Source organism: Flagellimonas sp. L-11 (genome assembly GCF_056857735.1).
Map to the genome: position 1 here is coordinate 215,899 of NZ_JBSXNR010000068.1, position 14,705 is coordinate 230,603.

The following is a 14,705-nucleotide window of genomic DNA, read 5'->3' on the forward strand; positions in this document are numbered from 1 at the left end:
TGTACAGATGCACTATTTTTAAAGTATTTTTGTTTTTGAATCAGTTTTTAGCTTTTTTAACGACTCAATACAAGTATGCTGGATTATTTTGATGCTTTTATCAACGGTTTTTTGGGAACGGCCAGGTGGACTTGGAAGTCAATCATTTTTGAAGTCCCCTGGTACACCAACTATTTCTGGGGACTGATCCTAATTTCTGTTTTGGTTTGGGTTTTGGAGATTTTGTTTCCTTGGCGCAAAGAACAATCCATTTTTAGAAAGGATTTTTGGTTGGACACATTTTACATGTTTTTCAACTTTTTCATTTTTGCCATTGTAATAAATGGGGTTTACAAAGTACTCGGCGTATTTTTTGCCGATGTGGGAATTACTTCAAAAACATTGACCATTGTAGATATTGCACATTGGTCACAATGGGTTCAATTGCTAGTCTTTTTTGTGGTTCTCGATTTTGTGCAGTGGTTTACCCACGTGTTACTGCACAGGTATCCCGTGCTTTGGGAGTTCCATAAAGTGCACCATAGCGTTAAAGAAATGGGTTTTGCGGCCCATATGCGTTTCCATTGGATGGAAAATGTTCTTTACAAGCCTTTAAAAACATTGGGGGTGATGGTTCTTGGTGGTTTTGAACCCGAACAGGCCTATATTGTACATTTTGCGGCTATAGCCATTGGGCATTTCAACCATTCGAACATCAAATTGACCTACGGACCATTAAAATATATCTTGAACAATCCCGTGATGCACCTATACCACCATGCATACAATCTACCAGAAGGACATCGGTATGGAATGAATTATGGGATAAGTCTCAGTCTTTGGGATTATATTTTCCGCACTAACCATGTTCCAGAAAGTGGCGGAAAAATTGAATTGGGTTTTCCGGGAGACGAGGATATCCCCAAAGGTTTTTGGGGCCAATTGGTCCATGGATTCAAAAGGCCAAAAAAATAAAATCTAATCAGGGTTTTTCGAAGCATCGAAAACTATACTCCAAATACCCCGTACCTCATCGGGTCCATAACCGACAGCCTTGTCTTCTGGGTAAAATTTCGATAAATGGGTCAATACCTCTGGAGCAATATTCTTTTCCGGGCTTCCATGACAATTCAAGCACAAGCCTTTGGTAACAATGGGATAGTAGAAATAAACTTCCCCGTTTGCCTTATCCAAAATAGGTGCGATCGAATCACCTGAGGCAATTGCTTTCTTAAATGTTTCTATATGCGCCGATTCTGTGGCATTGGCCTTATTGTTGGGATTTCGGGGTTTATCGGAAACCCTTTTTATTCGGGCGTTAAACTTTGTGGCCATACTATCCGTCAACGGATAGGCTTTCTCGTTACAGAAAACAACGGCCTCCTTTACGCCTTTGTTCTGTATGGTTCCCATTAATGCCTTTCCCAAAACTTTTTGGGTTTCTTGGGCATAGGACATGCCCATTTCTGCATAATCTGGATTTTCGGGCGATACTTTTTTATCCGATATTTTTGGGCCCTGCTTACAAGAAAGGGACAGCAGAAAAATTAATATGAAAATTGGAGAAAATCGCATTATTTGGATATTTTACCATTGGTACAACTTACAAAAGATTTTGCTTTTTCCACAAAACCATTTTCCTTATGCATAGTGGTATAACCCATTTATTTGAGGGTTTCTTTAATTAAGGAAGCATCATCGGCGCTTTCATGTTCAAAGCCGACCGATGAGCTATCCTTCTCCACAATCACATCTTTTATTTCTGATAATTTCTTTGAAATGGTATTGATACTACCCCGCATTTGGGGTTTTGTGCCCGGAATGTTGTTTTCATATTGGCTATATCCAGATCAATAGCACCAACCCATGTATCCGCCCCTTAAATCGTAAACCTTGGTGAAACCCAAACCCACCAGCTTTTTTGCTGCTTTTTGACTTCTATTTCCGGATTGGCAATAAATGTACACGGGAGCATCCTTTTTCAATTTTGAAAAAGCGGCATCAAATGCAGCTCCTTGAAAAAAATCGATGTTCCTGGCTCCTTTTATATGGCCCGATAGAAACTCTCCCTTGGTTCTGACATCCACCAATTGGACCTTACTTTTGGAAATGGCGGTTTTATATTCCTCCCTATCCAAAATATTGATTTCATCAGGGAGGTTTTGTTCTTTGAACAAAAAGCTAAATATTGACATAGTATCTATCTTTGTTTTAAGGGGCTAAAATACCTCGGCCTACCTATGAGGGTCAGTAACGATAGTTACACAAAAACAACTTTAATGCTTTTTTAAGAAGTTATCCCCACCTTACTTCAAAGTAGTGGGACATACGTAATCCGTAACAGGAATTCCTGCGTTTTTTATGTCGGCAAAACCACCTGCTACGTCAACTAGGTTATGAATCCCCCTGCTTTTTAGGATAGAAGAAGCAATCATGCTCCTGTAACCTCCTGCACAATGGACATAGAAGGTTTCTTGTTCTGGAAATTCCGACATATGATCGTTGATAAAGTCCAAAGGGGTTAAATGGGCATCTTCCACGTGCTCTGCTTTAAATTCAGATTCTTTTCTAACATCATAAACGGGCACGCCTTTATCAATTAATGTTTTTAGCTCTTCGGCATTAACGCTGTTCACGGTATCAATTTCTTTTCCTGCGTTTTTCCATGCATCAATTCCTCCTTTCAGGTAACCCAGGGTATGGTCAAAACCTACCCTTGACAATCTGGTAATGGTTTCTTCTTCGCGTCCTTCGGGGGTTACGAGCAGAATAGGCTGTTTTACATCGGCAACAAGGGCACCGACCCAAGGCGCAAAACTTCCGTCCAATCCAATGAATATGGAGCGGGGCACATGGCCTTTTGCAAATTCATCTTGATGGCGTACATCTAGAACAACAGCGCCTGTTTCGTTGGCGGCAGCTTCAAAAGCCTCTGGAGATAGAGCTTGGGTTCCCCTTTCCAATATTTTGTCGATATCCTCATAACCTTCTTTGTTCATTTTCACGTTCAACGGAAAGTATTGCGGTGGAGGCAAAAGCCCTTCGGTTACCTCTTCGATAAATTCGTCTCTCGTCATATCGGCTCTCAGAGCGTAGTTCATTTTTTTCTGATTGCCCAAGGTGTCCACGGTTTCTTTCATCATATTTTTTCCACAGGCGGAACCTGCTCCGTGCGCAGGGTAAACAATCACGTCATCGGCCAATGGCATAATCTTGTTGCGAAGACTGTCGAACAAAGTACCGGCCAACTCCTCCTGTGTCATATGGGCCGCTTTTTGGGCAAGGTCAGGCCTTCCCACATCTCCCAGGAACAAGGTGTCACCGCTGAAAATGGCATGGTCCTTTCCATTTTCATCCTTCAACAAATAGGTGGTACTTTCCATGGTATGGCCAGGGGTGTGCATGGCTGTTATGGTAATTTTCCCCAACTTAAACTCTTGCCCATCTTTAGCGATAATCGCATCAAAAGAGGGTTTGGCCGTAGGCCCATAGATGACGGGCGCACCTGTCCCCTTCGATAGGGTTACGTGTCCGCTCACAAAATCTGCATGAAAATGGGTCTCAAAAATGTACTTGATGGTGGCTCCATCTTCTTTGGCCTTTTTTATGTAGGGCTGCACTTCCCTTAGAGGGTCTATAATGGCGGCTTCGCCTTCACTTTCTATATAGTAAGCGCCTTGTGCAAGGCATCCTGTGTAAATCTGTTCAATTTTCATTTCTTATGGTTTTTACCAAAAATAAATTTGTCTCTTGTGCTTTTCAGTTACCAAAGTTACAAACTCTTTGTCTTGGACTGTAAGGACACTTTTTTTTGCATAAGGCTTCGCTCTTTTTGTTCGGTACAGCAGTCCACGGCGTCAAAAGTCTGGACAAACAGGTTTTCTTCACCAAGAATGTCCACAATACCACTGCTGTATAGAATATCCCTTGTGGGGCCTATGGCGGCTGCTATAAAAAAATGGATGCCTTTTTTTCGTAAGTCGAGTATAATCCGTTCCAACATGCTCGCAGCACTGCTGTCTATATAATTTATGGGCTCCGCATTTAGGATGATGTACTTGAGGACCGGGCCTTTCTTCTTGATTTGTCGATAGAGTTGTTTTTTGAAATAATCTTTGTTGCCAAAATACAATTGGGCATCGAACCTTATGACCAATTTATCTGCATCCACTTCCACATCTTCCGAGAAACGGTCAATGTTCTTGTAATAGTGGGTTCCCCTGACTTTTCCCAAAACGGCCATGTGCGGTTTGGATATCCTATATACAAGCAACATCAGGGAGAGCAATACCCCTAAAAGGATTCCCTCCATCAATCCAATAAAAAGGGTCATCAAAAAAGTGGCCGTCAACAGGAAAAACTCGTCTTTTCTGTTCTTCCACAATACCAAGGGGTATTTTATATCTATAAGGCCAACCACCGAAACTATGATGATGGCACCCAAGACCACGGCGGGCAATTTGTAGAACAATGGAGTGAGGAAGAGCAGTACGCCCGCTATAATAAGTGTGCTAAAGATGAGTGACATCCCTGTTTTTGCCCCAGCCTGATCATTGACCGCGGTCCTTGAAAAACTGCCTGACACGGAAAAAGACTGAAAGAAAGATCCCAAAATATTGGAAAGGCCCAAAGCTCGCAGCTCTTGGTCGGCATCCAGTTCGTATTCCGGGTGTTTTTCCTCAACTGTCTTTGCTATGGAAACGGATTCCATAAACCCAAAAAGCGCCACTGTTATGGCAATGGGCATAAGCTGTCCCATTTTGTCCCATTGGAATTGTGGAAGCTGAAAATCGGGAAGGCCCTCTGGAATATCGCCCACAATATAAAGCCCCTTTGTTTCCAAATTAAAAACCACTACTGCCAAGATGCCGAGCACCACGATCAACAAGGGGGCGGGCAGTTTTTTGTTGATGCTTTTCAGTAAAAACATTAAAAATATGGAGATTGTGCCTAGTCCGAGGGTCAGTAGGTCTACCTTGTCCAAACTTCCTATAATATTGGCCAACAGTTCATGAATTTTACTGGACTGTGCAAAGTTTGCCCCCAATATGTGTTTCAATTGTCCCAAGCCTATCAATATGGCAGCAGCAGATGTAAACCCACTAATGACAGGTTTGGACAAAAAATTTACAAAAAACCCCATTCTCAAAATACCCAAAAGAAGCTGTATTCCCCCTATGAGCAGGGTCAAAAAAAGTACGGTGGAAATATATTCCTCCGTGTTTACCAGTTGCAATGCACCAACCCCTGCCGCGACCAATAATGAATCCATGGCCACAGGCCCTACGCCCAATTGCCTTGATGTTCCCATAAGAGCATATACCAATGGAGGCACCAATGCAGCATATAGCCCATAGATTGGAGGTATTCCTGCAATCATCGCATAGGCCATTCCTTGTGGTACCAACATGATTCCTACGGTAAGGCCCGCGACCAGGTCTCCTCGGAGCAATGATTTGTTGTATGTGGCCATCCAGGATAAAAATGGCAAGTACCGTTTGATCATGTGATAGGTTTTATACAAAAATAGGGTGGCCCAAGAAGAACCAATGTAACAAAGTATACACTTATAGATCCACAATTTGGATATAACTTCGATGAAGCACCAGTTTCTTCATTTTTTCCAATTTTTTCAATAATCTGGAAACCACAACCCTTGAGGTGTGAAGATCATAGGCAATTTCTTGGTGTGTGTTTCGAATGCGGTTGTCGTTGGTTACCTCGACTTTCTTTTGGAGGTAGTCCACCAATCTTTGGTCTAAATTTTTGAACGCTATACTGTCCACGGTCTGCAATAACTCGTTCAAACGGTTGTGATAGCTTTCAAAGACATAGTTTCTCCACCCTTTGTACTTGCCCATCCACTCTTCCATTTTCTGAACGGGAACCATTATCATTTTGGTTTCGGTTTCGGTTATGGCCCTGATCTCACTTTTGGTTTGCCCCATGCAACATGCCATGGTTACGGAACAGGTTTCGCCTTGTTCCAGATAATATAGGAGCAATTCATCCCCTTCATCATCTTCCCTGAGCACTTTTATGGCTCCGGACAACAGCAAGGGTATGCTTCTTATGTATTGTCCGATATCCATTATGGTTTCGCCTGCCGGGACTTCCTTTAATGTCCCCACTTCAAGAATCTCATCAATAAGGGGTTGTTCAAAATGGCTGTTGAATGTTGCTAAAAGCTCTTCTTCCATAGAATTAAAATACACTCCCCTAAGGTAACCATTTTAGGAAAAACCTTAAGTTTTTGAGCAACCCAAAAATAAAATCCACACTTTTGGCGGGACACCTTAATTTAATTAAGAATATTGTTCGCCGCCAATTCCATATAACCGAGATCAAATTGGAAATCCTCGCTTTCTTTTATGGATTACAATCCCTTATAGTGACCAAAAAAATGCATAACACCATTAAAACAAGTCATAATCTTACCCTGTACACTTCTCCATTTTGCCGCCAATTGCAATTCTTGCGGAATCAAGGCCATTTAAATTATGGTTAGCAAACGATTATTGATTTATATGTTGAATTATTGAAACAATAAGGCACACTTCATAATAATTAGCTATTTTCATTGCCATTTTAATCTTGTTATATGTATTGGATAGGTTTTGATATTGGTAGTTCTTCCATAAAAGCTGCTTTGATCAGTGCTGACGATGGGAGTTTTGTAAGTATGGCCCAATATCCTGAGAGAGAAATGTCCATGGCCTCGATCAATCCAGGTTGGGCAGAGCAAGATCCGGAGGTTTGGTGGAAAAACCTGTGTATCGCTACCAAAAAATTACTTTCGGAAAATAATGTCGATAAAAACAATATAAAGGGAATAGGCATTTCCTACCAAATGCACGGACTTGTAGTGGTGGACAAAGCCCTCAATCCCTTGAGGCCTTCCATTATTTGGTGTGATAGCAGGGCTGTAGCAACAGGGGAAAATTTGTTCCAAAAGGTTGGGAAGGAAAAATGTGTAGGTCATTTGCTCAATTCCCCCGGTAATTTTACACTATCCAAGCTAAAATGGGTCAAGGATAACGAACCCGATACATACCAAAAAATCCATAAGTTTATGCTTCCTGGCGATTTTATTGCCTTACGGTTATCCGGGGAGTGCGTTACCACCCCCTCGGGACTTTCCGAAGGGATAATGTGGGACTTTAAAAAGAACGACCTTGCCGATTGGCTTTTGGAAGCGGCAGAAATAGACCCTAAGCTTGTTTCCAAAATTCACCCCTCGTTTTCAGAACAAGGTTATGTGAGCAAGCAAGGAGCTATGGACAGTGGCCTGCCCGAAGGCATTCCTATAATGTACAGGGCCGGGGACCAACCCAACAATGCCCTTTCCCTTAATGTAATGGAGCCAGGGCAAATTGCGGCCACCGGGGGAACTTCCGGAGTTGTATATGCAATATCTGGGCAAGAAAATACGCGGGAGCATACAAGAATCAACAGTTTCGCGCACACCAACCATACAGCTCAAAAAACGCGAATAGGAAAATTATTGTGCATCAACGGTACAGGAATCCAGTACAGTTGGATCAAAAACGAACTGACCCACGAACTTTCTTACAATGATATGAACCAACAGGCCGAAACCATCCCGATCGGTTCCAACGGCCTTTGCATTCTTCCCTTTGGGAACGGCGCGGAACGCATGCTGGAAAATTGTAGAAAAGGCTCACGCATCCTTAACCTCAATTTCAACATCCATAAAACGCCCCATTTATTCCGGGCAGCGCTCGAAGGCATTGCATTTGCGTTTGTGTATGGCATGGAAATATTACAAAACGACGGCGTTGATATTCAATCCATAAAAGCTGGTAATGATAACCTTTTTAGGGCAGGAATATTTTCCAAAACCATTTCTACACTCACAAAGAGCCGGATTGATATTGTGGAAACCACTGGTGCCGTAGGAGCTGCAAGGGCAGCAGCCTATGCCTTTGGAGATTTCGCAAGCATTGGAGAGGCCACTGCATCAGACGCTATCCAATTGACCTATGAACCCGACAACCAAAAACTGAACGAATACAAACAGGCCTATGAAATCTGGAAAAGGGCCCTAAATGAATATATTGATTAACCGAACAAAACAATTATGATCACAAAAGGAGACAAAGAATTTTTTAAAGGCATTGGAAAAATTGCATTCGAGGGGAAGGAATCGGACAACCCTTTGGCTTTTAAATATTATGATGAAAATAAGATGGTAGGCGGCAAAACCATGAAAGAACATTTCAAATTTGCCATCGCCTACTGGCATACTTTTAACGACACGGGCAGCGACCCCTTTGGGGCACCCACCAAAAATTTCCCGTGGTTGACCAATACAGACCCCGTTCAGCAGGCCAAGGACAAAATGGATGCAGCCTTCGAGTTCATTACAAAAATTGGTGCGCCCTATTACTGTTTCCACGATATTGACCTGATCGATGAGGGCAGTACCTTGGCCGAATCGGAAAAAAGGTTGGATGTCATAACGGATTATGCCCAAGAAAAGATGAAGGAATCCGGAGTTAAATTGCTCTGGGGAACGGCAAACTGTTTCAGCCATCCACGCTACATGAACGGAGCCGCTACCAACCCCGATTTTGATGTGGTAGCCACTGCAGGGGCCCAAGTGAAAAATGCGCTCGATGCAACCATCAAACTTGGAGGGGAAAACTATGTGTTCTGGGGTGGACGCGAGGGGTACATGTCATTGCTCAACACCGATATGGGCCGCGAACAGGACCATATGGCACGCTTCCTGCATATGGCCAAGGACTACGCACGCAAACAAGGGTACAAGGGAACGTTCTTCATCGAACCCAAACCCATGGAACCCACAAAGCACCAATACGACTTTGATTCGGCCACTGTTATCGGTTTCCTTACCAAATACGATTTGTTGGACGACTTTAAACTCAATATTGAGGTAAACCACGCTACTTTGGCACAACATACCTTTGAGCATGAACTGCAAGTGGCAGCGGACAACAATCTTTTGGGAAGCATTGATGCCAACAGAGGCGATTACCAAAACGGTTGGGACACCGACCAGTTCCCTGTTGATGTTTACGAGCTGGCCCAAGCTATGTTGGTGATCCTGCAAGCAGGAGGTTTCCAGGGTGGAGGCATTAACTTTGATGCCAAACTTAGAAGAAACTCCACCGACCTGGAAGACATTTTCTATGCGCACATTGGGGGAATGGATGCATTTGCCAGGGCATTACTGGCGGCCAACGCCATTTTGGAAAATTCCAATTATCTTAGCTTGAGAAAAAATCGCTACGCATCTTTTGATACCGGCTCTGGGAAGGCATTCGAGGAAGGTAAGCTTTCTTTGGAAGATCTTTATGCACATGCAACAACCCATCAGGACATCAAAAAGATCAGCGGTAAGCAAGAATTGTTCGAAAATATTATCAACCAATATATTTGATCAAACAACCGACTAAACAAACCGTTTTGGCCTAAGGCCGAAACATCAAACTTTATTTTATGGCACTTATTTCGTTTTTAGGGTTCACGCTTTTGGTGGGGATAATATCATGGTGGTCCGTTAGAAAAACAGATGAATCATCTTCCGATGGCTACTTTTTGGGAGGCAGGAGTCTTACCGCAGGGGTCATAGCCGGGTCCCTGTTATTGACCAATCTGTCCACCGAACAAATAGTGGGCCTTAATGGGAGCGCCTATAAAGACGGGCTTTCGGTAATGGCCTGGGAAACCTTGGCCGCCCTGGCCATTGTGGTCACAGCATTATTTTTGCTGCCACGCTATTTAAAAGGCGGATTGACCACGGTGCCCCAATTCTTGGCCAAACGGTTTGATGTCACTACAAAAACCATAACCTCTGGATTGTTCCTAACGGGGTATGTGGTGGTGTTGCTTCCGGTAATCCTATATTCTGGGTCGGTGGCCATTAGCGGCATGTTCGATGTTCCTGGATTACTTGGGGTCTCGGATTCCACCGCCTTGGTAATTTGTATCTGGGGAATTGGTATCATAGGGTCTATTTATGCCGTTTTTGGTGGATTGAAGGCGGTTGCCGTTTCGGATAGTATCAACGCGGTCGGACTAATAATCGGTGGAATACTGATTCCTGTTTTTGGATTGATGGCGATAGGCGATGGAAGTATTTTGGGAGGGCTGGAAACCTTAATGGCCGCCAATCCCGAACGTTTCGATTCTACAGGAAACCCTGGACAAGAAGTCCCCTTTGCCACCATTTTTACCGGAATGATGCTGGTCCAGCTTTTTTATTGGGGGACCAATCAACAGATCATTCAGCGTGGTTTAGGCGCTAAAAACTTGGCAGAAGGGCAAAAAGGGCTTTTATTGGCGGCATTCTTAAAGATTTTGGGACCAATCATTCTGGTATTGCCTGGCATGATTGCCTATTACTATTTTGAAGGAGGGCTTGCAAGCAGCGACCTTGCTTATCCGGAATTGGTAAGGGCCGTGCTCCCAAAACCGTTGATGGGCTTTTTTGCCGCGGTTCTCTTCGGTGCTATCCTGAGTTCTTTTAATAGTGTGCTCAACAGTTCGGTTACCTTGTTCGGGATAGATATCTACAAACAGCACATCAATAAAAATGCCTCGGAGATGATCGTGGTAAAATACGGTAAGGTGTTTGGCGTATGTTTGGCATTGGCCGCCATGTTCATTGCCCCGCTCATTGCCAATGCGGGCAGTTTGTTCAACTACCTACAAGAAATCAACGGAATTTACAGTATCCCGATTTTCACGATTATTGTAGTTGGGTATCTAACAAAAAGGGTTCCTGCCATTGCAGCCAAAATCGGTATTCTTTCAGGGTCTGTTCTTTATATCATCAGCCAATTTATCGTTGGCCCAAAAATGGTGGCCAAAGCCCTTGCCGAAGCCAAGGCAAATGGTATTACCGACCCTGCTGAACTAAATATGGTAGAAGCTGGGGCATATCCGCATTATCTTCATGTAATGGCCATATTGTTTGTTTCCAACATTATCATTATGCTGATTATTGGAAAATTCTATCCAAGAAAGGAACCTTTCCAACTGGAGTACACCAAACAGGTATCCATAGAGCCTTGGAAACATGTAAAACTGGCAAGTGGGTTTATCGCTTTTATTGTAATTGCCATCTATATCTACTTTGCAAAGTAGAACCGATTGAATAAAAACGAAAAGGCCCCGAAAATTGTTCCGGGGCCTTTTTTATTGCAATACGCTTTTTAAGAAATTGTCTTTGTAAGCCCTCCCCATAGGTATTTTGGCGCCATTGGTCAACAGTACCAAATTGCCCGAGATCCTGTCGATCTTTTGGGTGTTGATGATATAGGATTTGTGTATTTGATGAAATTGGCTGCTGGCCAATACCTCCACCCAGTGCCGTAGGGACTCATTGGACAATATTTTCTTTTCCTGAAAGTGGATTTCGGTATAATCGGAATCTGAAGTGATCGTATAGATGTCCTTTATCAATACCTTGATATGTTCGTGGCTGGATTTTACGTAGATTTCCGCAAGGGGAGCAGTATCGTTTTTTGATATGATATGCTCTTGCTTGGCGTTTACTTTGTTTATGGCCTGCAAAAAGCGCTGGAAAGAAAATGGTTTTAGGAGGTAATCCACAACATTCAGGTCGTATCCTTCAAGGGCGTATTCGGAAAAAGCAGTGGTCAGGATAACCTGTGGCGGGTCTGGAATACTTTTTAAGAAATCCAATCCGTTGATTTTGGGCAAGTGGATGTCCAAAAACATCAAATCCACCGATTCGGTATTCAAGAATTCCATCGCCTTCAACCCATCGGAAAATACATCTACCAACTCCAAGGTGGGTACATCTTGGATAAATTTTCTTAAAATTCGCTGTGCAGGCGGTTGGTCTTCAACAATAATACACCTCATAACCTATACTTTTTCCAATTCCAATCTTAGGTACACATTATAGGAATTGTCGGCCTCTTCTATTTTTAGAACATGTTTTTTAGGGTACAATAGTTCAAGGCGTTTTCGTACGTTCTTTAATCCTATTCCCTTTGCAACACTGTCCAGGCTAAACCCGGGCTCATAATTGTTCTTGCAACTAAACTCCAATGTAGCATTGTTCAACTTTACGGATATATCTATTTCGATATCGGAAGATTGTCCGGACTGACTGTGCTTGAAAGCATTTTCAATAAATACAATCAAAATTAAAGGTGCGATCTTGTACTCTCCTTCAATCTTGTCCACATCAAACTGAACCTCACCCCTATCCTCTATCTGTAGTTTATACAACCGGATAAAGTTGCCCAATTGCTCCAATTCCTTTTTTAAAGGTACAAACTGTTCCTTGGATTCGTACAACATGTACCGCAGTACCCCGCTCATTTCAAGAATGATCTCTGGAGTCTTTGGTGATTCCTGCAGGGCATAGGAATAAAGGTTGTTCAAATTATTGAACAAAAAATGGGGGTTTATCTGACTTCGCAAGAATTGCAGCTCGCTTTCTTGTATGGTTGTCTCGAGTTCATCTATCTGAGCCTGTTTTTTTAGGGCATCCCATCCAAATTTACAACCAGAAAGTATGAACATTACGGGCAAGACCCCTAAAAGGGAGATATAAATTCCGGGGAAAGTTTCCGCCCTTTTTGTATTGGGGAATATAAGAGGTTCCAAAACTGTTTCTTCTATGGTAATTATTATCGCCACGACCATGCCGGCCCCCAAAAAGAATTGCCAATATTTTTTTTTGTACAAAAATTTGGGCATGAGGTAGTACGTGATCGCTACTGTGGCAACGGCATAAAATAGAAGGAATATAGCCCGGTGCACGACTATGCTTCCTGTATGTCTTTCAAAAGAAAAAAACAGGAGCACTAGTATGTGGAGCACTATTTGAAAAAGAAGTTCTTTTTTAGAAATCAATACACAATAATTAATTAGTGCCAAAACTATACATAAAACTGTTGTAAATGAAAAGCAGTTTTACCAACAACCAAATTTACCCCCTAAACGACATTTTACTTCTTGCCATTCGTAATTAATTGGTTGATTGAGGGTTAACCTGTGTCGTTCACGGAAAATATTTATAATTTACATGCTGATGGTCCATATTTAGACCGGGCCATTGTCAAAAGTGATGGCTCATAAGTTTAAAAAACAATATCACTAACACTTAAATCACTCAACAATGAAGAAGACATTTCTAGCACTCGCATTCTTAACCTCTTTGATGGTAGCTGCGCAATCTACATGGAAATCGGATGGAGCGCACTCCAAGGTAGGTTTTGGCATTACCCATTTAATGATATCGGAAATAGAAGGACATTTTAGTGATTTTGACATCACAGCGACCGCAACCGACACCTTTGACGAGGCTGAATTTACCGTTGATATTAAAACAACCAGTATTGATACGGATAACGAAAGACGGGACGACCACTTAAGAAGTGCTGATTTTTTTGATGCAGAAAGGTATCCTTCCATTACCTTTAAAAGCACCAATTTTGAAAAAACGGGGGACAATACCTTTAAACTGACCGGTGACCTGAGTATGCACGGTGTTACCAAACCGGTAAGCTTGGAGGGAAAAGTGAACGGGATAATTACCGACCAGCGAAGCCAAAAATTGAAGGCAGGACTCAAACTAACTGGCACCGTTAACCGATTGGAGTTTGGTGTTGGCGACGACACGCCAACTTTGGGCGATGAGGTGAAAATCACCATTAACTTAGAAATGGCCCAGCAGTAGTAGTGTAGCATAGAGGGTGTTTAAAAGGTAGGTTTTCGTCAACCTGAAATGGACCTGCATCAGGCTCGAATTCAGAATGGCGCATCCCAATAGGCACTTTTTAGCCACCCTCATTTTTTCCAAATGTTAAGTATTGAAAAAATACATCTAAGCCTCCTTCATAGGTCAATTTTGCACCGACCGTGAAATGGCTCAGCCATTTCTTAGAATCTTTTCCATTTTTTTGCCTTTTGCCAGCTCATCCACCAATTTGTCGAGATACCGGACTTGTTGGGTCAATGGGTTTTCAATTTCTTCAATCCTGTACCCGCAAATGACTCCTTTTATCAGGCTAGCATTGGGGTTCAATGTGGCTTCTTTAAAAAAGGTTTCAAACGTTGCTCGCCGGTCAATAAGGGCCTTTATTTTTTTGTTGTCAAAACCTGTTAGCCATGTTATAACTTGATGTAATTCTTCTTTTGTCCGACCTTTTTTCCCAATTTTTGCAACATAATGTGGATATACCGATGCAAAGGTCATATTCGCCATTCGTTTATTGTGTTCGGGAGTGGTTTTCATTTTATCTGAGTTTTTCTAAGCGCCCTTTTCTTTTTACAATATTTATATAGTCCCATTGTATTTCTAGTGATTTTTTAAGCCACCGTGTCAAATCCGAAGTTGCAACTTCAAGTACACTGGTATAAAAAATGGAGGCGTCTTTAAATTTTTTTCCTTTTACATTTAAGTGGTCTTCTTTAAAATCCGCACCGCTCCAAAACATAGATCTTATTCCTTTTTTTTGGATGCTGTACCCAACAATTGGATTGCCGTCCAAAAACCAAACAGGATGGGAGTGCCAGATCTTATTTTCCGCTTCGGTAAGTTCGTTGTTTATTGTTGAACTAAACCTAAAGGTAGCTTCAGGAGTTATCTAAATCTCCAATCACTACCTTTAAGATGTATAAAACTAATATTTAGCAAATTATGAAAAAAAAGTAGTACCCTGATCGAACGAGCCTGTGAACGTGTTCCAGAATTC

14 protein-coding genes are annotated in these 14,705 nt (G+C 42.3%); 5 read left to right on the forward strand and 9 right to left on the reverse strand.

The window, feature by feature from the left end:
- Window positions 1-75: 75 nt before the first annotated feature.
- Window positions 76-954, forward strand: a complete 879-nt coding sequence (locus AC13CC_RS13095; protein ID WP_482878102.1) for a sterol desaturase family protein — start codon at window positions 76-78, stop codon at window positions 952-954.
- 3 nt (window positions 955-957) lie between these two features.
- Here the strand turns inward: AC13CC_RS13095 and AC13CC_RS13100 are convergent, their stop codons facing one another.
- The 6 genes from AC13CC_RS13100 to AC13CC_RS13125 form a co-directional block, all read right to left on the reverse strand.
- Window positions 958-1,554: a Tll0287-like domain-containing protein gene (locus AC13CC_RS13100; RefSeq protein WP_482878103.1), complete on the reverse strand. Its 597-nt coding sequence runs from the start codon at window positions 1,552-1,554 to the stop codon at window positions 958-960.
- 89 nt (window positions 1,555-1,643) lie between these two features.
- Entirely contained in the window at window positions 1,644-1,781 is a 138-nt protein-coding gene (locus AC13CC_RS13105) for a hypothetical protein (RefSeq protein ID WP_482878104.1), read from the reverse strand.
- Between the two features lie 48 nt (window positions 1,782-1,829).
- Window positions 1,830-2,174, reverse strand: coding sequence for a rhodanese-like domain-containing protein (locus tag AC13CC_RS13110; RefSeq protein WP_482878105.1), 345 nt, complete (start codon window positions 2,172-2,174; stop codon window positions 1,830-1,832).
- Between the two features lie 111 nt (window positions 2,175-2,285).
- Entirely contained in the window at window positions 2,286-3,695 is a 1,410-nt protein-coding gene (locus tag AC13CC_RS13115; protein WP_482878106.1) for an MBL fold metallo-hydrolase, read from the reverse strand.
- A gap of 56 nt (window positions 3,696-3,751) precedes the next feature.
- Entirely contained in the window at window positions 3,752-5,485 is a 1,734-nt protein-coding gene (locus AC13CC_RS13120) for a SulP family inorganic anion transporter (protein WP_482878107.1), read from the reverse strand.
- A 61-nt stretch (window positions 5,486-5,546) separates the two neighbouring features.
- Entirely contained in the window at window positions 5,547-6,179 is a 633-nt protein-coding gene (locus AC13CC_RS13125; protein ID WP_482878108.1) for a Crp/Fnr family transcriptional regulator, read from the reverse strand.
- 401 nt (window positions 6,180-6,580) lie between these two features.
- On the opposite strand from AC13CC_RS13125, the gene AC13CC_RS13130 reads away from it, so the two are divergent.
- Genes AC13CC_RS13130 through AC13CC_RS13140 form a run of 3 tightly spaced genes read left to right on the forward strand, consistent with a single transcriptional unit; the run spans window position 6,581 to window position 11,115 of the window.
- On the forward strand, window positions 6,581-8,065 hold the full coding sequence (locus AC13CC_RS13130) for a xylulokinase (RefSeq protein WP_326276864.1): 1,485 nt from the start codon (window positions 6,581-6,583) through the stop codon (window positions 8,063-8,065).
- 15 nt (window positions 8,066-8,080) lie between these two features.
- The gene (xylA, locus tag AC13CC_RS13135) at window positions 8,081-9,406 is read left to right on the forward strand and encodes a xylose isomerase (RefSeq protein ID WP_482878109.1); all 1,326 of its coding nucleotides are present in this window, start codon (window positions 8,081-8,083) and stop codon (window positions 9,404-9,406) included.
- 59 nt (window positions 9,407-9,465) lie between these two features.
- A complete protein-coding gene (locus tag AC13CC_RS13140; protein WP_482878110.1) occupies window positions 9,466-11,115 on the forward strand; it encodes a solute:sodium symporter family transporter in 1,650 nt (549 codons plus the stop codon).
- Window positions 11,116-11,166: 51 nt separating this feature from the next.
- Here the strand turns inward: AC13CC_RS13140 and AC13CC_RS13145 are convergent, their stop codons facing one another.
- Window positions 11,167-11,859, reverse strand: coding sequence for a LytR/AlgR family response regulator transcription factor (locus AC13CC_RS13145; RefSeq protein WP_326276867.1), 693 nt, complete (start codon window positions 11,857-11,859; stop codon window positions 11,167-11,169).
- Window positions 11,860-11,862: 3 nt separating this feature from the next.
- Window positions 11,863-12,828 carry a sensor histidine kinase gene (locus tag AC13CC_RS13150; RefSeq protein WP_482878111.1) on the reverse strand — a complete coding sequence of 322 codons (966 nt, stop codon included), beginning with the start codon at window positions 12,826-12,828 and terminating at the stop codon, window positions 11,863-11,865.
- Window positions 12,829-13,126: 298 nt separating this feature from the next.
- Here AC13CC_RS13150 and AC13CC_RS13155 point away from each other — a divergent pair, with 298 nt between their 5' ends.
- The gene (locus tag AC13CC_RS13155; protein ID WP_326276869.1) at window positions 13,127-13,687 is read left to right on the forward strand and encodes a YceI family protein; all 561 of its coding nucleotides are present in this window, start codon (window positions 13,127-13,129) and stop codon (window positions 13,685-13,687) included.
- A 192-nt stretch (window positions 13,688-13,879) separates the two neighbouring features.
- Here the strand turns inward: AC13CC_RS13155 and AC13CC_RS13160 are convergent, their stop codons facing one another.
- Complete coding sequence (locus tag AC13CC_RS13160; protein ID WP_326276870.1) at window positions 13,880-14,245, reverse strand: DUF2200 domain-containing protein; 366 nt, start codon at window positions 14,243-14,245, stop codon at window positions 13,880-13,882.
- Window positions 14,246-14,705: the final 460 nt, after the last annotated feature.

Bases quoted from the DNA above. Each gene is read 5' to 3' on its own strand.
- AC13CC_RS13095 (WP_482878102.1), top strand. From the start codon at position 76: ATGCTGGATTATTTTGATGCTTTTATCAACGGTTTTTTGGGAACGGCC.
- AC13CC_RS13100 (WP_482878103.1), bottom strand. From the start codon at position 1,554: ATGCGATTTTCTCCAATTTTCATATTAATTTTTCTGCTGTCCCTTTCT.
- AC13CC_RS13105 (WP_482878104.1), bottom strand. From the start codon at position 1,781: ATGCGGGGTAGTATCAATACCATTTCAAAGAAATTATCAGAAATAAAA.
- AC13CC_RS13110 (WP_482878105.1), bottom strand. From the start codon at position 2,174: ATGTCAATATTTAGCTTTTTGTTCAAAGAACAAAACCTCCCTGATGAA.
- AC13CC_RS13115 (WP_482878106.1), bottom strand. From the start codon at position 3,695: ATGAAAATTGAACAGATTTACACAGGATGCCTTGCACAAGGCGCTTAC.
- AC13CC_RS13120 (WP_482878107.1), bottom strand. From the start codon at position 5,485: ATGATCAAACGGTACTTGCCATTTTTATCCTGGATGGCCACATACAAC.
- AC13CC_RS13125 (WP_482878108.1), bottom strand. From the start codon at position 6,179: ATGGAAGAAGAGCTTTTAGCAACATTCAACAGCCATTTTGAACAACCC.
- AC13CC_RS13130 (WP_326276864.1), top strand. From the start codon at position 6,581: ATGTATTGGATAGGTTTTGATATTGGTAGTTCTTCCATAAAAGCTGCT.
- xylA (WP_482878109.1), top strand. From the start codon at position 8,081: ATGATCACAAAAGGAGACAAAGAATTTTTTAAAGGCATTGGAAAAATT.
- AC13CC_RS13140 (WP_482878110.1), top strand. From the start codon at position 9,466: ATGGCACTTATTTCGTTTTTAGGGTTCACGCTTTTGGTGGGGATAATA.
- AC13CC_RS13145 (WP_326276867.1), bottom strand. From the start codon at position 11,859: ATGAGGTGTATTATTGTTGAAGACCAACCGCCTGCACAGCGAATTTTA.
- AC13CC_RS13155 (WP_326276869.1), top strand. From the start codon at position 13,127: ATGAAGAAGACATTTCTAGCACTCGCATTCTTAACCTCTTTGATGGTA.
- AC13CC_RS13160 (WP_326276870.1), bottom strand. From the start codon at position 14,245: ATGAAAACCACTCCCGAACACAATAAACGAATGGCGAATATGACCTTT.